Source organism: Pseudomonas sp. QLc11A, assembly GCF_052112305.1.
In the GTDB taxonomy this organism is placed as follows: Bacteria; Pseudomonadota; Gammaproteobacteria; order Pseudomonadales; family Pseudomonadaceae; genus Aquipseudomonas; species Aquipseudomonas laurylsulfatiphila.
In genome coordinates this window covers 162,210-181,944 of the sequence record NZ_JAVAJJ010000001.1, presented here as the reverse complement: position 1 = coordinate 181,944, position 19,735 = coordinate 162,210, and the positions used below count along the sequence as shown (strand labels likewise).

The following is a 19,735-nucleotide window of genomic DNA, read 5'->3' as shown; positions in this document are numbered from 1 at the left end:
CTGGGTTCTCGACCATAATAATTCGCTCCACTGGGGCACATGACTGTCAGGGATCACCGCATGACGACCAGCACGACTTACAGCGACTCCACACCTGCACAACCGACGAACTCCGCCACCCGCGTGGCCACTGCAAGCTTCATCGGTACCGCCATCGAGTTCTACGATTTCTATGTCTATGCCACCGCCGCGGCGCTGGTGATTGGCCCGGTGTTCTTTCCGCAGACATCCGGCACTGCCCAGATGCTGTCAGCGTTTCTCACGTTAGGCATCGCCTTCCTCGCCCGCCCCTTGGGTTCGGCCCTTTTCGGCCACTTTGGCGACCGTATCGGCCGCAAGTCGACCCTGGTCGCCTCGTTGCTGTTGATGGGCGTGTGCACCACACTGATCGGCGTGCTGCCGGGATACGACAGCATTGGCGCCTGGGCTCCGATCCTGCTGTGCATCCTGCGCTTCGGCCAGGGCCTGGGGCTCGGCGGTGAATGGGGTGGCGCGGCATTGCTGGCCACGGAGAACGCGCCGAAAGACAAGCGCGCCTGGTTCGGCATGTTCCCACAGCTGGGTCCATCCATTGGCTTCCTGGCGGCCAACGGCCTGTTCCTGACCCTGGCCGTGGTGCTGGACGATGAACAGTTCCGCTCATGGGGCTGGCGTATTCCGTTCCTGCTCAGCGCCGCACTGGTGATGGTCGGCCTGTACGTGCGCCTCAAGCTGCATGAGACCCCGGTATTCGCCAACGCCATGGCGCGCCAGGAACGGGTGAAGATCCCGCTGTTCGAGCTGTTCGGCCAATACTGGATGCCAGTCTTGCTGGGCGCCGGCGCGATGGTGGTGTGCTATGCGCTGTTTTACATCTCTACGGTGTTTTCCCTGAGCTACGGCGTAGCAACGCTCGGCTACAGCCGCGAAACCTTCCTCGGCCTGCTGTGCTTCGCGGTGCTGTTCATGGCTGCCGCCACCCCGCTGTCGGCCTGGGCCAGCGACCGGTACGGGCGCAAGCCGGTACTGATCGTCGGTGGCGTGCTGGCGATCCTGTCCGGCTTCCTCATGGAACCGCTGCTGACCCAAGGTTCCACCTGGAGTGTGGCGCTGTTCCTGTGCATCGAACTGTTTCTGATGGGCGTGACATTTGCGCCCATGGGCGCGCTGCTGCCGGAACTGTTCCCCACCCACGTGCGCTACACCGGTGCCTCGGCGGCCTACAACCTGGGCGGTATCGTGGGCGCCTCCGCGGCGCCCTTCTTCGCCCAGAAACTGGTGGCGATGGGTGGACTGAGCTATGTCGGCGGTTATGTATCCGGGGCGGCGGTGCTGAGTTTGATTGCGGTGCTGTGCCTGAAGGAAACGCGGCATAACGATTTGAATCAGGTCGCCTGACAGATCGCTTTCGCGGGCAAGCCCGCTCCCACAGGGTTGGTGTCGATCACAAGATGGCTGTACGACATATAACCTGTGGGAGCGGGCTTGCCCGCGAAGGGGCCCTCTCTGACAAAACACACACCACAATTTTCCCCCGCCCATTGTCACCTCGCTCTACGCGCATCGGCTCATCCCCGCTATACTTCCCGGCTTTTCCTGAATAAATGCCAATAGGGTCCCGCCGCGCATGGATAAGACCTACCAGCCGCACGCCATTGAAACTTCCTGGTACAACACCTGGGAGTCAGAGAATTACTTCGCCCCGCAAGGCGCGGGCGAGTCCTACACCATCATGATCCCGCCGCCGAACGTCACCGGCAGCCTGCACATGGGTCACGGCTTCAACAACGCGATCATGGACGCCCTGATCCGTTTCCGCCGCATGCAGGGTCGCAACACCCTGTGGCAGCCGGGCACCGACCACGCCGGTATCGCCACACAGATGCTGGTCGAGCGTCAGCTCGAAGCCAAGGGCCAGAGCCGCCACGACCTGGGCCGCGAAAAATTCCTCGAGAAAGTCTGGGAATGGAAGGATGAGTCCGGTGGCAACATCAGCCGCCAGATCCGTCGCCTCGGCTCGTCCGTCGACTGGAGCCGCGAGCGCTTCACCATGGACGACGGCCTCTCGGAAGCCGTTAAAGAAGCGTTCGTTCGTTTGCACGAAGACGGCCTGATCTACCGCGGCAAACGCCTGGTCAACTGGGACACCAAGCTGCACACGGCGATTTCAGACCTCGAAGTGGAAAACCACGACGAGAAAGGTTTCCTGTGGAACCTGAAGTACCCGCTGGCCGATGGCGCCAAGACCGCTGAAGGCAACGATTTCCTGATCGTCGCGACCACTCGCCCGGAAACCATGCTCGGCGACTCCGCCGTGGCGGTGAACCCGAACGATGAACGCTACAAAGCCCTGATCGGCAAATTTGTCGAGCTGCCGCTGGTTGGCCGCCGCATCCCGATCATCGCCGACGATTACTGCGACCCTGAATTCGGCACCGGCTGCGTGAAAATCACCCCGGCCCACGACTTCAACGACTACGAAGTCGGCAAGCGTCACAACCTGCCGCTGCTGAACATCTTCGACAAGAACGCAGCGGTCCTGCCGGCCTGTCAGGTGTTCAACCTAGACGGCACGCTTAACGAGACCATCGACGGCAAGATCCCGGCCGAATACGCCGGTCTCGACCGCTTCGAAGCGCGCAAGCAGATCGTGGCCGCGTTCGACGCTGCCGGCCTGTTGGTCAGCGTTGACGATCACGCCCTGAAAGTGCCGAAAGGCGACCGCTCCGGCACCGTCATCGAACCGTGGCTGACCGACCAGTGGTACGTGTCCACCAAGCCTTTGGCCGAACCTGCGATCGCCGCCGTTGAAGACGGTCGCATCCAGTTCGTGCCGAAACAGTACGAAAACATGTATTTCTCGTGGATGCGCGACATCCAGGACTGGTGCATCAGCCGTCAACTCTGGTGGGGCCACCGCATTCCGGCCTGGTATGACGAGTCGGGCAAGGTCTACGTCGGTCGCGACGAAGCCGAAGTGCGTGCAAAGCACAACCTCGGCCCGGACGTTGCGCTGCAACAGGACAACGACGTTCTCGACACCTGGTTCAGCTCGGGCCTGTGGACCTTCTCCACCCTCGGCTGGCCGGAAAAAACCGAATTCCTGAAGAAATTCCACTCCACCGACGTCCTGGTGACTGGCTTCGACATCATTTTCTTCTGGGTTGCCCGGATGATCATGCTCACCATGCATCTGGTGAAAAACGAAGACGGCACGCCGCAGGTTCCGTTCAAGACCGTGTACGTTCACGGCTTGGTGCGTGACGGCCAGGGCCAGAAAATGTCCAAGTCCAAGGGCAACGTCCTGGACCCGCTGGACATCATCGACGGTATCGAGCTCGAAGCCCTGGTGCAGAAGCGCACCTCCGGCATGATGCAGCCGAAACTGGCGAAGAAGATCGAGAAGCAGACCCGCGACGAGTTCGCCGAAGGCATCGCCAGCTACGGCACCGACGCCCTGCGCTTCACCTTCTGTTCGCTGGCGTCCACCGGTCGCGACATCAAGTTCGACATGGGCCGCGTCGAGGGCTATCGCAACTTCTGCAACAAGATCTGGAACGCGGCGCGCTACGTGCTGGACAAGGGCGAAGACTGCGGCCAGAACGGCGAAGCCTATGAGCTGTCCCTGGCTGACCGCTGGATCATTTCGCAGCTGCAACGCACCGAAGCCGAAGTGACCCGCCAACTCGACCAGTTCCGTTTCGACCTGGCGGCACAAGCGCTGTACGAGTTCATCTGGAACCAGTACTGCGACTGGTACCTGGAACTGTCCAAGCCTGTGCTGTGGGACGAAAACGCTCCGGTTGAACGCCAGCGCGGCACCCGTCGCACCCTGGTGCGCGTACTGGAAGTGGCCCTGCGCCTGGCGCACCCGTTCATGCCGTTCATCACCGAAGAAATCTGGCAGCGCATCGCACCGCTGGCCGGCATCGAAGGCAAGACGATCATGCTGCAACCTTGGCCAGTGGCCAACGAAACACGCATCGATCAGGCGGCCGAAGACGACATCGAATGGCTCAAGGGCCTGATGCTCGGCACCCGTAATATCCGTGGCGAAATGAACATCGGCCCGGGCAAACCGCTGCCGCTGTTCCTGAAGAACGTCAGCGCCGAGGATCAGCGTCGCCTGGCCGAAAACGAAGCCCTGCTGAAGAAGCTGGCGCGCCTCGAATCGATCACCGTGCTGACTGCCGGCGAAGAAGCACCACTGTCCGCCACCGCACTGGTCGGCGAGATGGAAGTGCTGGTGCCAATGGCCGGCCTGATCGACAAAGGTGCGGAGCTGGCGCGTCTGGACAAGGAAATCCAGCGTCTGCAAGGTGAAGTGCAACGTGTCGGCGGCAAGCTGTCCAACGCCGGTTTCGTTGACAAGGCGCCAGCCGAAGTCATCGAGAAAGAACGCGCCAAACTGGCCGAGGCTGAACAGGCCCTCGGCAAGCTGGCCGAGCAGCATGCGCGGATTGCCAGCCTGTAACGGCGGATCGCAATGAAAAAGGGAGGCCCAAGTGGCCTCCCTTTTTTATGCCGCTTACATCTAATGAAGATCTCCTGTGGGAGCGGGCTTGCCATAACATTCGATATTGAGTGAAAGTCCGCTTTCGCGAGCAAGCCCGCTCCCACATTTGATTAGTGTGACTCTCAGATGTGGGACAATGCCCGCCACTTTTAGCCATACCCGAATCGACCACCGCCATGACCGCCCCCCGCACACCAAAACCTGCGCGCAAAAAGCCTGAATCCGCGTCTGCGGCCAAAGCCGCGGCGCCGCGTGAGAAGGCCAGCCTGCACCCGCGCAATCGCCATCAGGGTCGCTACGACTTTCCGGCGCTGATCAAAAGCGCGCCGGAACTGAAGAAATTCGTGATCATCAATCCGTACGGCAAGGAAAGCATCGACTTCGCCAGCCCGGAAGCCGTGCGGGTGTTCAACCGGGCGCTGCTCAAGTCGTTCTATGGCATCGCTCACTGGGACATTCCCGCCGACTACCTGTGCCCGCCGGTGCCAGGCCGTGCCGATTACGTGCACTTCCTCGCCGACCTGCTGGCCAGTGGCAATGACGGCGTGATCCCCCGTGGCGCCGCCGTGAAGGTGCTGGACATCGGCATGGGCGCCAACTGCGTGTATCCGCTGATCGGTTACAGCGACTATCGCTGGCAGTTCCTCGGTTCCGATATCGATGCGACCGCCATCGCCGCGGCGAAGGCCATCGTTCAATCCAACGGCCTGAACAAGGCGATCCAGGTACGCCAGCAGAGCAACCCCAAGCAGATCCTCACAGGCCTGCTGGAGAGCGCAGAGCGCTTCGACCTGACCATGTGCAACCCGCCATTCCACGCCTCGCTGGACGAGGCTACGCGGGGCAGTACGCGCAAATGGCGAGCCCTGGGCAAAGCCGATCCGAAACGCAAGCTGCCGGTGTTGAACTTTGGCGGTCAGTCGGCCGAGTTGTGGTGCGAAGGCGGGGAAGTACGCTTCGTGACCCAACTGGTCAGCGAAAGCGTGCAGGTCGCCCAACAGGTGCTGTGGTTCAGTACATTGGTGTCAAAGGCATCCAACCTGCCGGCGATCCAGACCGCCCTGAAAAAGGCCGGCGCCCTGGAAAGCCAGGTAGTGGAAATGTCCCAAGGACAGAAGCAGAGCCGCTTCGTCGCCTGGACCTTCCAGACCCAGGCACAGCAACAGGCCTGGCGTCAGGCACGATGGAGCAACGCTCAAGCGTAGCGAGCGCTTTATCGCGCCCATAAAAAAACCGTGCCCGGATCGCTCCGGCGCACGGTTTTTCTTAACAAGTCTTACTTGTTAACAGCGTCGGTCAGGCCTTTGGCCACAACCAGCTTGATCACTTTCTTGGCAGCGATTTCGATGGCAGCGCCAGTCGAAGGGTTACGGCCAGTGCGGGCAGGACGCTCAGTCACTTTCAGCTTGCCGATACCTGGCAGAGTGATCTCGCCGCCGTTTTCCAGCTGATCGGCAACGATTTGGCCCAGTTGGTCCAGAGCGTTACGCGCGGTGGTTTTCGGCGCGTCGATAGCTTCAGCGATGTCGGCGATCAGTTGGTCTTTAGTAAGAGCCATTTAGTGTTCCTTCCCTATCAAATTCATATGGATTGCAGAGTGCAATGTCAGCCATCGAGCCCGATCTTCTGGATCTGGCACCCTCGGCCAAATAACCTCGGGATCGGGGTTATAGATACCGAAATCAGGGTTTGGTTCGACCTGACAAATGCTGACTGCACGCTTAACGCAGTGACTTCGCGCAAGACCGGGCAAAGCTAGCACACAGACGTGGAAATATCCGCCTCTAGCTACCCATTTGGTCAGCTTTATTGCGCTAAAACAGGAAAAAAACGCATAAGAACCGTCGGTCGCCTGCCAATTGCCCTTCGCACCGCGCCAAAACCAGTGGTTGCGGTACACTGAGCGCTTTTTCGGGGGAGCACGCCCTCCTCTCCTCATTCAGCCGAGAAGCCCATGCCGATCCGTCATTGCATCGTCCACCTGATCGACAAAAAACCCGACGGCACACCTGCAGTTCTCCATGCCCGTGACTCCGAACTGGCTGAGTCCGCGGCCATCGAGAACATGCTCGCCGACCTCAACGAAAGCTATAACGCCAAACAGGGTAAAGCCTGGGGCTTGTTCCATCCGGAATCCGGTGCATTTCCGTTCAGCGGCTGGCTGAAGGAGTACTTCGAGGGCGGCCAGGATTTCACGGCGTTCAGCCGCGTGGCGGTCGAGCACCTGCAAAAACTGATGGAAGAATCGAACCTGTCCGTCGGCGGCCATGTGCTGTTCGCACACTATCAGCAAGGCATGACCGACTACCTGGCCATCGCCCTGCTGCACCACAGCGAAGGCGTGGCCGTGACCGATGAACTGGACGTGACCCCGTCCCGTCACCTGGACCTGGGCCAATTGCACCTGGCGGCGCGGATCAACGTTTCCGAGTGGCAGAACAATAAACAATCCAAGCAGTACATTTCGTTCATCAAAGGCAAGAACGGCAAAAAGGTTTCGGAGTATTTCCGCGACTTCATCGGCTGTCAGGAAGGCGTCGACGGTCCGGGTGAAACCCGCACCCTGCTCAAGGCCTTCAGTGATTTCGTTGAAAGCGAAGACCTGCCGGAAGACGACGCCCGCGAGAAGACCAAGACCCTGGTGGATTACGCCAGCAGCCAGGCCAAGCTCGGTGAGCCGATGGGCCTGGAGGAATTGTCGGGGCTGATCGACGAGGAACGCCCGAAGGCCTTCTACGACCACATTCGCAACAAGGACTACGGCCTGTCGCCGGAAATCCCGGCCGATAAACGCACCCTGAACCAGTTCCGTCGATTCACTGGCCGCGCCGAAGGCTTGTCGATCAGTTTCGAAGCACACCTGCTGGGCTCGAAGATCGAGTACGACGAAGAAGCCGGCACGCTGATCATCAAGGGCCTGCCCACTTCGCTCACCGATCAGCTGAAGCGTCGCAACTGATGCTCGGCGGCGTCCTGAAAAAATTCCTGCTGATCCTGCTGGTGGTTGTGGCTTACCAGAACTGGGGCAAGGTCGAGCGGGTCTTCAACCCTTCGCAAGTGGTGTCAGAGCAGACGCAGACAAAGGCCAACGTCGTGCTCTACGCCACCGAATGGTGTGGTTACTGCAAACTGACCCGGCGGTTTCTCGATCAGAAAGGCATTCCGTACAAGGAATTCGATATCGAGAAGGATGCCGTCGCGCGCAAGGACTACGAGGCCTTGGGTGGTGGCGGAATTCCGATCATCGATGTGAACGGAACCCTGATTCGCGGGTATGACCCGGATGCGATTCTGGCGGCGTTGAAGTAACCCTGTAGGAGCGAGCTTGCTCGCGAAAAAACCATGGGCGCCGCTGGGCATCCGGCTTTACGCGTTATCGTTCACGATCTTCGCGAGCAAGCTCGCTCCTACAAAGGTCAGATGGCTTCGATACGGAAACCAAACCGCGGGAAGTGCACATGCACCACGCCGCCACGTTCGTCCTTGCGCCGCACAATCAACTCTTCGCTGCCGGCAAACAGCAGCTCTCCCACGACCGGATCAACGCCATAGTCCGTGGCCGCGATGACCACCTGCTGACCCGCCGTGAATCCGTTGGGATCGACGAACTGCTCATCCGGCAATGCCGCTGGCGTGGACCTGCGCGCCACCTCCAGCGCCTCTTCGGACATCATCTCGCCAGAGGCGCCATGACCAAAGCCCAATACCCGAGAGTGCCACGCATTGACTGCCGGGTAAGCTTCGACCAGCGGAGCCGTCACCGGTGTGGCCTTGAGGAACCAGAGGCAATGGGCCAGGGCAAAGTCGGCAATCGACGGTTCACCGAACAGGAAATCACCCTCTTCACGCTGCAACTGCAGCTCCAGCCGCGACATGATCGTTGGCCACTGATGCTTGGCCTGTTCGGTAGACAATTTTGTCGCGCTACCACCACTGAACAAACCGGCACGGTCGGCCAGAAACGCCTTGATCGCTTCCGGCGATAAATTGCCAAAACGCACCGCTATCGATTCCGGCTGGAACACCAGGCTGACCGCGTGCTGGAACACAACAGAGTCAGCCCAGGCTGCAAAAGACGCGGTGATCATTTCCTGACCTTGCGGAAAGAACGCCGGCAAGGCTTTTTCCTGCTCCAGTCGCCGGGCAATCAATGCCGTATCGCAATAAATATCAGCACCGACCTGCAACACCGGTGTCTTGCGGTAGCCACCGGTCAATGCCGTAAGGTCCGGTTTGGGCATCACTGGCGAGATCTTCACCGAACGCCATGACAAGCCCTTGAAGCCCAGCAACAAGCGGGCCTTTTCGGCAAAGAGGGACGTCGGGTAATGATGAAGAATCAACTCGGACATGCTCGGCTCCGCCGCACAAATTAGGAATCCGCAGCTTAGCGCGCAATCGGTTGGCAGCCTACAGATGTGCCTGATGGGAGCCGATCAAGCAGATTGATAAGACGCGACCAGACATTCCTTGGCGCTTTTGCGCAGTTTCTTGATCAGCCGTTCCTGGCGCAGCGCTTCGCTTTTGTCGCGACAAAGTTCGGTGTAGACCAGCGCCATGGCCGGACTGGACAGAAAGAACCGTGCCCCCTTGCCACTTTGATGCTTGGCGAAGCGGCGCACGGGATCATCGCTGACCCCGCAATACAGCGAACCATTGGCCGCGCGAACGAGGTAGACGAACCAGGGCTTGCTGACGGGAGACTTGCTTGGGGTGGTCACGGCACGATCAAGGCTTGAAAGGAGACGAGCCGCGATCTTATCAGCGACCGGCCTGAAATGCCTTCAGCCCCTTCAATGCCTGGGCGCGAACGGCGTTGCGCACCAGTGGCGTCCAGCCCAGCAGCAGACCTTTGAAACCCAATGCCTGTCGTGACCAGGTCCAGAGATCAAAGCTGTCGTGATGCTCGCAAATCCTGCCGTCACGAAAGACGAAGCGCGCCTGGATGTCGTTGACCACGGTGTTGCCGGTCTGGCTGAACAGGTAGGTCGCCACCCAATGGGCGCCACCGGTGCGCCCGTCGGCGTGAACATGATCGAAGGTCAGGGAAAAATCCTTGGCCCGAGTAGTCAGCATGCGCCACATGTCACCGGCATCGCGACCGCGAAGCTCACCGAACGCCGGATCACTGAACACCACATCATCGGTGTAGCAGGCAGCCATGGCTTCGGCATCCAGGCGCTGGAAAGCCTGGTAGAAACGGGTGATCAAGGCGCTATGGGCTTCACTCATCTGCGGGTTCCCCTGGGTTTGCATAGTGACTTCGAAAGAGTGCCTGCACGATAGTCTGCAAATGCATCGAACACTATCGGCATTCACGACGAAAATAACGCGATGACTATTCACATCATTCCGCTGTCCCGGGCGTAGGAAAAAAGATCAACGTCCGTGCAAACACCTAACCGGTGCATGGCCATTTTCTTTTGTTTACTGATGGTCGACACGCTGCGATTGAAGTGAATGGCGATTTCGCTGACGGTCATGCCACTGGCGAGCATTCGGACCACTTCGTACTCCTTGGCTGACAAGGATGATTCGTGAAACTGATCGCGGGTGTTGGCCAACTGCGTGCGCAGGGACTTGCTGAGATAATGGCGCCCCTCCTGCACCGCATTGATTGCCAGGGGCAATTCCGTCGCCGATGCGGTTTTGGCAACGATGGCCATCACCCCTTGCGCCAGTGCAGCCCTTGCCGTCACCACACTGGTGAACATCGTCACCAGAATGATCGGCAAGGTCGGGTAATGGCGCTGAATCGTACTCAACATTTTCAAGCCATCGGCCTGCTGCCCTCCCGGCATGGAGAAGTCGGTGATCAGCAGTTCGCAGGAGGTACTTGAAAGCAAATTCATCAAGTTGTCGACACTGTCGGCCTCGCCGACGATCACGCATCGTCGACTGGCGTTGATGAGTATGCGCAGTCCGACACGAACGACTGAATGGTCGTCAGCAATAATGACTCGCATTGTGGGATACCTCCTGCTGGTGGCGCAAAAGCGCGGAAAGTAGCGCCGTTCCTGCACCGTCCACAACGCCTCGAAGAAACCTCTGACGCCGCGCCCCCAATGTATTCAATGGGCTAACTTTTTGCCCATCTAACAAATAGATGGTTCCTACATTGCAGCGCGCTGAAGACTACGCAGGAGGACCACACTTAAATGATTCCTCATCAGAAAAACGCTGCGTAGTACGCAACACTCTTTCATACACGCCCGCTCTCTTTTCGTATTAGTTGCATTCCTCCAACGCCCCCTTGCTCGCTAAGTTGTCGCCTGCCAAGCAGTCCGGCCCCCATGCCCGGAACTGCGCTCACTCTTTGCCTGACGAGCCATTACATGAAGAAGACGCCTACGCCCCTGAGCACTGCCTGTTTGTTCACGGATTCCCTGCGTTACCTGTATTGCGAGCCATGCCAACAGTCTTTTATCCGGGAAATTCAATGAGCGACATCAAGACAATATTTTTGAAGCAGTTGCGCCGCCTGACCCACACGGGTATCGGTGCGTGCGCGCTGATATGGGCCGTACAGGTCCACGCCGACGGCATGGTGCCTGATACCTCCGTGATCATCGTCAATGAAGCCAACGGGGAAACCGCCGTATCCGTGACCAATACCGACGCCAGCCTGGCATTGCTACACGTCACCATCGAAAACATTCCCGAAGACACCGACCCCTTGGTGTTCGTGACGCCACCCTTGGCACGCGTTGAGGCCTCCAAGACACAGTTGGTGCGTTTCATCCTGCAATCGGAAAAGCCCCTGCTCACCCAGCGTTTGAAGCGGGTGATTTTTGAAGGTATCCCCCAAGGCAGACCGGTTTCCGAAGCCGGGTATGCCCGTGTGGGTATGACGGTACGCCAGAACCTGCCGATCATCCTTCACCCCGCAGGCCTGGCGCCCAACCGCACACCATGGACCGACCTGAAGTGGTCGCTGCAGGAGGGGCAACTGACCGTACGCAACGAAACACCTTATGTCGTACGCCTGGCTCAGGAAGTACAACTGCTGCCTTCCGGAAGCGCCGCGATGCTACCGCGAACCTACGTACTGCCCGGTGAACAGATCAGCGTTTCGGTCCCTGCAAAAGCTGCCACCCAGGTTCGAATCTATCCAGCGACCGTCTATGGCTTTGCCGTGCCTCCCTATGACGCGCCGCTCGCCTTCTAGGGCGGACATCATCGATAGCGCCGCGCAGGGAAAAGCAGGCGTCGACATTTCAGCGTGACGGAATCCGAAGCGGATCAAGCCGACACCCCGGCATAACCCAAGTGAATCTCATGAACACCGTATTGAAATACCGTGATGGCGAAGCCATGCCTGCGATTCGGCCGGCCAGCCCTCCCCCTCATCTGTCGCGAGTCCGGACCGGCATGGTGTTGCTGCTTGGCAACATGCTGATAGGGCTCGAAGCCAATGCCGACGACCTCGATGCTGCTTCGTTGCTGACTTCGTTCGACCAGAAAACGCTGATTCAACGTGGTATCGACCCCAGTCTCGCAACCCAACTATTGGCCGCCCCGAGCTTCACCGCTGGCCGACATCCGATCACCCTCACGGTCAATGGCCAGCGTCGCGGCCGGGTCGACGTCACGTTCAACCGGGAGGGCGACTTGTGCTTTGACCGTTCCCTGCTTGATGCGACAAACCTGAGCGAGCCATCGAATCCGGCCAACGACAAAGGCTGTTTCGATGTGCTCGCCACTTGGCCGCAGGCGCGAATCGAACAGGATCCAGCCAATCTCGGCCTTTCATTGATAGTGCCCACCCAGGCGATACGTCCGGTGGTCCGGGATATCTCTGGTTATCAAACCGGTGGTATCGCCGGGTTACTCAATTACGACATCAACAGCCTCCACAGCCAATACGGCAATCGATCGAACCGCTACCTCTCAGCCAACACCGAAGCCGGCTTCAATGCCGGCGACTGGATTGTACGCAGCCGTCAGGTACAGAGCTGGCAGAACGATGTGTCGCGCACCACTCACCTGGCGGCTTACGCCCAGCGCACCTTTGCCAGCCACGAAACAGTGCTTCAAGCGGGTCAGGTCAATATCTACAACCCGGTACTGGCCGGCGCGCAGATCACCGGCGTTCAGCTCATGACCGAGCAGGCGCTCCAGGTCGAAGGCCAAGGCAATCCCATCGAAGGGATTGCCCGCAGCCAGGCACAGGTCGAAATACGCCAGAACGGTTCGCTGATCCACTCGACAGTGGTACCGGCCGGACCGTTTTCCCTGAGTAACGTACGTCGGCTCGACAGTCGCTCCGATGTTGAAGTCACCGTCAAGGAAGCGGATGGCAGCGAGCAACGCTTCACAGTCCCCGTCGCCATGCTCGGCGTTGGCCTGCCGGCTCCCGGTTTTTCGTTGGCCGCCGGCCAGGTACGCAGTCTCGGCGATACCCGGAGCGGCGAACCCTGGGTGATCAGCGGCGGCTGGAGTGGAGCACTCAACCCGAATGTCCTGCTCAGCACCGGTGCCACCGGCACCGCCGATTACCGTGCTGCAGGCGCTGGCCTTAGCCTGCTGCCAGGGCCTGCCACACAAATCCAGACCACCCTGCAAGCGGCGGACACCAGCACCCGCCAGGCCGACAGGGGGCTTCAGGCCGACCTGAATGTTTCGCAACGTTTGGGTGAACAGTGGTCGATCAATGCCGCAACCTCGTACCGGACCTTCGGCTATCGCGACTTGTCCGAGGCGGTGTTCGATACTCAGTCGGAGCGTAGCCAGTCGCGCTACCGCGATCAGCAGAGCCTGTCGCTGACCTGGTCACACCCCGGGTTTGGCGCGTTCAGCAGCGGCTTCAATCGCTCAACGACATTCGACGGGCAAAACAGCAGCCGCGCCCTGGCGTCCTGGGGCACCCGGATTGGCGACGTGTCGGTGTCGGCCACCGCGCAATGGCAAGTCAGCGGCACCCAACGTAGCGACGACAGTGTTTACCTGAGCCTCAGCATTCCACTGGGTGAACGTCGCCGGGCGCGTACTTGGGTACGCAGTTCCGCTGGCGAATACCGCAGCGGTGTCGGCTTGAACGAGCAGATCAACGACCAGTTGAGCTACCGGGTCGGTGTTGAGCACGACACACGAGACAAACACGTGCAGTCCTCGGCGGGGGTTTCCCTGCTGCCGCGCTACAGCCAACTGGACTTGAACTACACCCGCTCCGATGCCGAACGTTCCAGCTACCAGGTTGGCGCGCGTGGCGGGGCCGTTCTGCACGGCGATGGCCTGACGTTATCGCCATACGCCGTACGGGACACCTTCGCGCTGCTTTCGGTTGGCGACGAAAGCGCCATCAAAGTCTCGACTCCAAGCGGTCCGGTCTGGACCGACTGGAAAGGTCAGGCCGTGGTGCCTCAAGTGAGCGCCTATGGGCGCAGCCCGGTAGAAGTCGACACCCGCTCGCTGCCGCGCAACCTCGATATCAACAACGGACTGGCCGTGGTTTCCGCCGGACGCGGGGCCGTCGACAAGGTCGAGTTCGGCGTCACCTTGACCCGCCGTGCCCTGCTCAAAGTCACCACGGACGACGGTGCCCCCCTGCCCCGTGGCGCGACGGTAAGCAGCGCAGACGGTGAGTTCATCACGCTCGCTCAAGAAGGTGGATTGGTGTTTCTGCCCAACGCACTGACCACCCGCGACCTGTGGATAACCGCACCAGGGCTGGAGCGCTGCGAGCTGCGTTTCGAACTGCCGGCCAAGGCCAATACCCAGGTGTATTACGAGACCGCCGACGCCCGGTGCCGCACACTTTGAGGATCTCCCCATGAAGCTGTCCCACCCTCTGCTGTTAACACTCGGCACGTTGATGTTGAGCGGACTTGCGCCGCACGCCAGGGCCCTCGCCGATGAATGCAAGCTCACCCTGAGTCAGCCGGTACTCGATTACGGTTTGACGAATCGGGCTATACGCGCCAATGGCTCCGCAGAGCGAACCCTGGGCGAGCGTCATCTGAGCCTGAACCTGAGCTGCCCCCAACCCACTGACATGACCTTGTTCTACCGTGCCATGGCCGCGACCGCCGAGCGCTTTCGCTTTGCCGAACACGGCAGCTATGCCGTGCGCATGAGTGACGCCGTGCTCGACGGGCAACCGGTGGACCTGGGCCTGATTTCTGCCGTCGGCCAAGTACCTGAAGCAACCGCTTCGAGTCTGCTTTGGCAACCGCAGCAGGCCATCGTTCCGGTTCGGGGCGGTGTGGCGGCGCAAGGGCAAAGTCTTTCGGCGCAACTGGAGCTGACAGCCTGGGCGTCGGAGAAAGCGCTGCAGGTACGTGACGCCGTAACCTGGGAAACCACCGGCCTGTTCGACGCGGTCGCGACGGGCCGCTCAAGTGAGATAACCCTGCGCGCCAGTTTCGCCCCCACCGCGTGCAAAGTGGATCTGTCCAATGGCGGCCTGGTGAACTTCGGTCAGCTAACGAAAAACGATCTGAACGCTGACAAAAACACCCCACTGCCACCCAAGGATTTGACCCTGCGGGTTGACTGCGACGCCCCGACGGAGTTTGCCCTGGTCATGCATGACAACCGCCCTGGCTCGGCAACGGACAACAGAGAGATTTACTACGGACTGGGTCTGGATCACCGCAGCAACAAGATCGGCCTGTACTCACTCAATGTCGATCCCGCTAACGCCAGCGCCGACAGCTTCGCCCGCCTGTATCAAACCTACTCCACCACCCAGGGCGATGTCTGGAGCACCTCCAGCTCGAACCCGATTCCGTTCGCCCAGAGAAGCTATCTGGGCTTTACCGACAGGGCCGGCAGCACCGCAGGCCCGGCCTTTTTCCAGAACCTCACTACCACCGTGACGGTCGAGACCGTCATTGCCCCCACCAATAACCTGGACCTGAGCACTGCCGTTCACCTCGACGGCTCGGGGACGATCGAAATTCTATACCCGTAACACCCACCCTGCCTTGTTGAAGCCGCGGTGCACTTACGCCCCTCGGAACATTCAAGGCCAACAACTAAAGAAAGGAAGTTTTACCCATGAAAAAGTACTTCGCAGCACTTGCTACTACAGCTGTAATCAGCACCGCCCCTCAGGCCTTCGCAGTGGACAATACCCTGGAGGTCAAAGGCATTATCACTCCAGTCGCTTGCACGCCGGTCTTCTCCAATAATGGCACCATCGAACTAGGCAAGATTTCGTCCAAAGAGCTTAATCCAGACACCCATAAAAAGATCAGGGAAAATAACATTCAACTGGTCGTAACCTGTAGTGCTCCACAAAGTTTCTCACTGAACCCAATTGACAATCGACGCGAGACATCAACTGGTGATTGGTTTGGCCTTGGTCTGACCACCAACTTAGAAAAGTTGGGCTACTTTTACCCCGCAATTGTGAGTGTCAATGACGGTGCAACACCGCTGGACCCAATCGACTCAACAGACGAGGAGAACTGGTCGAAAGCAACCTCTGCCAAACCGGGACGTTACTTGTCCGTTGCCGCTATTGGCGACACCTCACCGATTAAAGCAGAAAATGTCACCTTTGATTTTAGGGTCGATACCTATATCGCCCCCGCCAACGGGCTGACCCTGGACCAGGACGTCACCATTGACGGCTCCGCAACGTTCGACCTGGCGTACTACTAAGGGCCAAGGCACTGAACCGTTCGTTGCCTGAATGAACGGTTCAGTGCCTGAACTTCTACGAGAAAAAGGAATTTATCGATGAAGCGTATTCCCATGGCTCTGACCACTGGACTGCTGATGGGCACAGCGACTGCTGCCCTTGCGGTGCCCCCCAATGAACTCTTGGTCAAAGGCACCATCACCCCGGTCGCCTGCACCCCGACTTTCTCCAACAACGGTCTTGTCGACTACGGAAAAATCTCGCGACAGGACCTGAACGTCGACACAAGGACGCAACTGCGTGACGAGTTCCTCGACCTCAGCATCAGCTGCAACACAGCGGCGCATTTCGCATTGATCATGCGGGATAACCGCGAAGGCTCGGCCATCGTCAACAGTGAAATCTACTACGGCCTGAACGTCGACCGCAGCGGCAACAGGATCGGCCTGTACTCACTGCACTTCGATCCTGCCCACACCGTAGCGGACGCTCTGCCGCAAGTGTATCGAACCGACTCCACCACTGGCGGGCGGGGGTGGAGTCAATCCACGTCCCGTCCCTTAGAGATTGCCGCCAACAGCTGGCTGGGCTTCACCGATGTGGCGGGCAGCACCGCAGGCCCTGTCGAGATCAGGAACCTGCGCAGCCGGGTCACTCTAGTCGCCGTCATTGCCCCCACCTCAACGCTGGACCTGACTGACGATGCAATACTCGACGGTTCCGCAACCCTGGAGGTTGTCTATTTATAGACATCCGTCACGGTTGAATTTTCTCGCTGCTGACTTGCACATACAGTGCCCTCCCGGCACCGAGACCGGCGATGATCGCACCCAGGCCGATGACGCCGAAGATCCAGCCCACGGCCGTCCAGCCACCGGTCCAGTCATGCACGAGACCGACCGCGAACGGCCCCATGGACGCCAGGGTATAGCCAAAACCCTGGGCCATGCTCGACAGGTTCGCCGCCACGTGGGAATCCCGCGAGCGCAGCACGATCAGGGTCAATGCCAGGCTGAACGTGGCGCCCTGCCCCAGCCCCAGCACGATCGCCCAGCCCCACAAGCCTTCGATCGGCGCATACAGGCAACCGAACAGACCACCGAGGGTCAGGGCCATCACGATGACGATCGCCAGGCGCTGGTCCTTGCCACGTGTAGCCAACCATGGCGCGGCGAGCGAGCTGACCAGTTGCACGATCACCGAACCCGACAGCACCAGCCCGGCCTGGGTCGGGGTCAGGCCGCGACCGATCAGGATCGACGGCAACCAGCCGAACACGATGTAGGCCAGGGACGATTGCAGACCCATGTACAAGGTCACCTGCCAGGCCAGCCGATCGCGCAGCAAGCCTCGAACGCGGTAGGCAACGTTGTGCGCGCCGTGTTTCTGGCCGACTTGCGGCAGCCAGAACAGCGCTGCCGCCAATGCCGGAATAACCCAGAAGCCGAGACCCAGCGCCCAGCTGTTGTCGAAGTGCTCACTCAGCGGCACGGTCGCACCCGCCGCCATCGCCGCGCCCAAGCACAGAGCCATGGTGTAGACACCGGTCATGGTCCCGGCCTGTTTCGGGAAATCGCGCTTGACGATACCTGGCAGCAACACACCAATCACGCCGATGCTGGCACCGGCCAGCACACTGCCGGCAAACAGGCCGATCCCACCGAATGAACTGCGCAGGATGATCCCGCCAGCCAGGATCAAAAGAATGCCCAGCACCACCCGCTCAGCCCCAAAACGTCTGGCCAGCAGCGGAGCCAGCGGCGCAAACAGGCCAAGGCAAAGCACCGGCAACGTGGTCAGCAAACCGGCCTGCGATGCCGACAAGCCGAGGGACTTCGAGACGTCGCTGAGCATCGGCGCCATGCTCGACAGCGCCGGGCGCAGGTTCAGCGCCACCAGAATCAGGCCCAGCAGCAACAGCCACGGCCGGCGCAGAACCGGGTGGGTTTGCTGAACCTGTTCGTCATCGGCCTCGGCATCGATCAGCAGTTCTTCCAGCTCTGCCGAACGTTTTGCGGCTGTGGATAAATTACTGCGCGGTATCGACTTCCCGGTTTCAAGGTTCATTGATCAACTGCCTCGACAAGGATTTGGCCCGCTCCGGGTCGCGTTGTTCGACGGCATCGAGCAACTCGATATGCAGGTCGAACACTTCCTGGCGGCGCGGGACGATGCTCAGGGTCTGGCGCAACTGCGCGCCGACGACGCTGGAGAAATAGCGATACAACTCGCTGAGAGTCGGGTTGTGCGCGGCGTCCACCAGGCGGCGGTGGAACACCAGATCGCAGGCGATGTAGGTGTCGAGATCGCCGTGGTAGTGACTGCCGCTGACACCCAGCGCCTCGCGCAATGCCACCAGGTCTTCATCGGTGCGACGCATGGCTGCCAGGCCGATGGCCTCGACTTCGAGGATGTGCCGGGTTTCCCGGGCCTGCTCAAGGGAGCAACGGGACAACGCCTTCAGGGTATCGAGCGGATCGACCACCGCCCGCAGGTAACTGCCGTCGCCCTGGCGGATTTCGATCAACCCGGAAAACGCCAACACGCGCATGGCTTCACGCACGGTGTTGCGACTGATGCCCAGTTCCGCCGACAACTCGGGCTCGGTGGGCAAACGCTGGCCGACGACCCAGATACCCTGGTTGATACGCTGGCGCAGTTGGTCCAAGGCCTGATCGACCAGGGATCGTTTTACCAATGGAGAGATTTCTGACATGGAATTCGCCCTTTCATCCAATCATAGGATGAATTTTCTGACATGTTAGTCAGCTTAATCCACCTACACAACCCCTGTAGGAGCTGCCGAAGGGTTGGGCACAAAATCGCAGGCAAAAATAAACCCGGAACTCAGTCCGGGTTTATTTCAGTGCCTGGGTTCGATCAATGCAGGATCTGGCTCAGGAACAGCTTGGTGCGATCATTCTGTGGGTGGTCGAAGAAGTCGTTCGGCGCGGCCTGTTCGACGATTTCGCCCTTGTCCATGAAGATCACGCGGTTGGCCACGGTGCGGGCGAAGCCCATTTCGTGGGTCACGCAGAGCATGGTCATGCCGTCTTCGGCCAGGCCGATCATGGTGTCCAGTACCTCTTTCACCATCTCCGGGTCGAGTGCCGACGTCGGCTCGTCGAACAGCATGATTTTCGGCTTCATGCACAGCGCGCGGGCGATCGCCACACGCTGTTGCTGACCGCCGGACAACTGCCCCGGGTACTTATGCGCCTGCTCCGGAATGCGCACGCGTTCCAGGTAATGCATGGCAATTTCCTCGGCTTTGCGCTTGGGCATCTTGCGCACCCACATCGGCGCCAGCGTGCAGTTCTGCAGGATGGTCAGGTGCGGGAACAGGTTGAAATGCTGGAACACCATGCCGACTTCGCGGCGGATCGCTTCGATCTGCTTGAGGTCGTTGGTCAGTTCCACGCCATCGACCACGATGCGGCCCTGCTGGTGTTCTTCCAGGCGGTTGAGGCAGCGGATAGTGGTGGACTTGCCGGAACCCGACGGGCCGCACAACACAATACGCTCGCCCTGCTTGACGTTGAGGTTGATGTCTTTCAACACGTGGAACTGGCCGTACCACTTGTTCACGCCCTGCATCTGAATAATGCCTTCAGGGCTCACAGGCTTTTTATTTGCTTCGCTCATAAAAG

General features: G+C 59.8%; 18 protein-coding genes. 10 read left to right on the top strand and 8 right to left on the bottom strand.

Going from position 1 to position 19,735, the window contains the following annotated elements; all coding sequences use genetic code 11:
- Window positions 1-60 precede the first annotated feature (60 nt).
- The 3 genes from Q8X48_RS00855 (at window position 61) to rlmF (ending at window position 5,700) form a co-directional block, all read left to right on the top strand.
- Window positions 61-1,377 (top strand): MFS transporter, encoded by a 1,317-nt coding sequence (locus tag Q8X48_RS00855; protein WP_407799182.1) that lies wholly within the window; start codon window positions 61-63, stop codon window positions 1,375-1,377.
- 229 nt (window positions 1,378-1,606) lie between these two features.
- Entirely contained in the window at window positions 1,607-4,453 is a 2,847-nt protein-coding gene (locus Q8X48_RS00850; RefSeq protein ID WP_407799181.1) for a valine--tRNA ligase, read from the top strand.
- 218 nt (window positions 4,454-4,671) lie between these two features.
- Window positions 4,672-5,700, top strand: coding sequence for a 23S rRNA (adenine(1618)-N(6))-methyltransferase RlmF (rlmF, locus tag Q8X48_RS00845; protein ID WP_407799179.1), 1,029 nt, complete (start codon window positions 4,672-4,674; stop codon window positions 5,698-5,700).
- A 71-nt stretch (window positions 5,701-5,771) separates the two neighbouring features.
- Here rlmF and Q8X48_RS00840 read toward each other — a convergent pair whose 3' ends face one another.
- Window positions 5,772-6,053 carry an HU family DNA-binding protein gene (locus tag Q8X48_RS00840; RefSeq protein WP_007905514.1) on the bottom strand — a complete coding sequence of 94 codons (282 nt, stop codon included), beginning with the start codon at window positions 6,051-6,053 and terminating at the stop codon, window positions 5,772-5,774.
- A 396-nt stretch (window positions 6,054-6,449) separates the two neighbouring features.
- On the opposite strand from Q8X48_RS00840, the gene yejK reads away from it, so the two are divergent.
- Window positions 6,450-7,454 carry a nucleoid-associated protein YejK gene (gene yejK / locus Q8X48_RS00835; protein ID WP_126047407.1) on the top strand — a complete coding sequence of 335 codons (1,005 nt, stop codon included), beginning with the start codon at window positions 6,450-6,452 and terminating at the stop codon, window positions 7,452-7,454.
- A complete protein-coding gene (locus Q8X48_RS00830; protein WP_407799178.1) occupies window positions 7,454-7,804 on the top strand; it encodes a glutaredoxin family protein in 351 nt (116 codons plus the stop codon). The genes yejK and Q8X48_RS00830 overlap by 1 nt, the downstream gene beginning before the upstream one ends.
- Before the next feature lie 107 nt (window positions 7,805-7,911).
- On the opposite strand, the gene Q8X48_RS00825 is transcribed toward Q8X48_RS00830, so the two are convergent.
- The 4 genes from Q8X48_RS00825 to Q8X48_RS00810 all read right to left on the bottom strand — a co-directional run bounded on the left by Q8X48_RS00825 (window position 7,912) and on the right by Q8X48_RS00810 (window position 10,461).
- Window positions 7,912-8,847 (bottom strand): glutathione S-transferase family protein, encoded by a 936-nt coding sequence (locus Q8X48_RS00825; RefSeq protein WP_407799177.1) that lies wholly within the window; start codon window positions 8,845-8,847, stop codon window positions 7,912-7,914.
- Window positions 8,848-8,931: 84 nt separating this feature from the next.
- The gene (locus Q8X48_RS00820; protein ID WP_407799176.1) at window positions 8,932-9,216 is read right to left on the bottom strand and encodes a GIY-YIG nuclease family protein; all 285 of its coding nucleotides are present in this window, start codon (window positions 9,214-9,216) and stop codon (window positions 8,932-8,934) included.
- A gap of 40 nt (window positions 9,217-9,256) precedes the next feature.
- Window positions 9,257-9,727: a nuclear transport factor 2 family protein gene (locus Q8X48_RS00815; protein ID WP_015096714.1), complete on the bottom strand. Its 471-nt coding sequence runs from the start codon at window positions 9,725-9,727 to the stop codon at window positions 9,257-9,259.
- A 110-nt stretch (window positions 9,728-9,837) separates the two neighbouring features.
- A complete protein-coding gene (locus tag Q8X48_RS00810) occupies window positions 9,838-10,461 on the bottom strand; it encodes a response regulator (protein WP_407799174.1) in 624 nt (207 codons plus the stop codon).
- A 473-nt stretch (window positions 10,462-10,934) separates the two neighbouring features.
- Between Q8X48_RS00810 and Q8X48_RS00805 the strand changes: the two genes are divergently transcribed.
- From Q8X48_RS00805 to Q8X48_RS00785, 5 genes are all read left to right on the top strand, one after another.
- Entirely contained in the window at window positions 10,935-11,663 is a 729-nt protein-coding gene (locus Q8X48_RS00805; RefSeq protein ID WP_407799173.1) for a fimbria/pilus chaperone family protein, read from the top strand.
- A gap of 110 nt (window positions 11,664-11,773) precedes the next feature.
- The gene (locus tag Q8X48_RS00800) at window positions 11,774-14,257 is read left to right on the top strand and encodes a fimbria/pilus outer membrane usher protein (RefSeq protein WP_407799172.1); all 2,484 of its coding nucleotides are present in this window, start codon (window positions 11,774-11,776) and stop codon (window positions 14,255-14,257) included.
- A gap of 10 nt (window positions 14,258-14,267) precedes the next feature.
- Window positions 14,268-15,410 carry a DUF1120 domain-containing protein gene (locus Q8X48_RS00795; RefSeq protein ID WP_407799171.1) on the top strand — a complete coding sequence of 381 codons (1,143 nt, stop codon included), beginning with the start codon at window positions 14,268-14,270 and terminating at the stop codon, window positions 15,408-15,410.
- Between the two features lie 86 nt (window positions 15,411-15,496).
- The gene (locus Q8X48_RS00790; protein ID WP_407799170.1) at window positions 15,497-16,105 is read left to right on the top strand and encodes a DUF1120 domain-containing protein; all 609 of its coding nucleotides are present in this window, start codon (window positions 15,497-15,499) and stop codon (window positions 16,103-16,105) included.
- Window positions 16,106-16,183: 78 nt separating this feature from the next.
- Window positions 16,184-16,834: a DUF1120 domain-containing protein gene (locus Q8X48_RS00785; RefSeq protein WP_407799169.1), complete on the top strand. Its 651-nt coding sequence runs from the start codon at window positions 16,184-16,186 to the stop codon at window positions 16,832-16,834.
- A gap of 7 nt (window positions 16,835-16,841) precedes the next feature.
- Here the strand turns inward: Q8X48_RS00785 and Q8X48_RS00780 are convergent, their stop codons facing one another.
- From Q8X48_RS00780 to Q8X48_RS00770, 3 genes are all read right to left on the bottom strand, one after another.
- Window positions 16,842-18,152, bottom strand: a complete 1,311-nt coding sequence (locus Q8X48_RS00780) for a CynX/NimT family MFS transporter (RefSeq protein WP_407799168.1) — start codon at window positions 18,150-18,152, stop codon at window positions 16,842-16,844.
- Complete coding sequence (locus Q8X48_RS00775) at window positions 18,142-18,801, bottom strand: FadR/GntR family transcriptional regulator (RefSeq protein WP_126047426.1); 660 nt, start codon at window positions 18,799-18,801, stop codon at window positions 18,142-18,144. Before Q8X48_RS00775 ends, Q8X48_RS00780 begins: the two co-directional genes overlap by 11 nt.
- Window positions 18,802-18,965: 164 nt before the next feature.
- The gene (locus tag Q8X48_RS00770) at window positions 18,966-19,730 is read right to left on the bottom strand and encodes an amino acid ABC transporter ATP-binding protein (RefSeq protein WP_007972685.1); all 765 of its coding nucleotides are present in this window, start codon (window positions 19,728-19,730) and stop codon (window positions 18,966-18,968) included.
- Window positions 19,731-19,735: the final 5 nt, after the last annotated feature.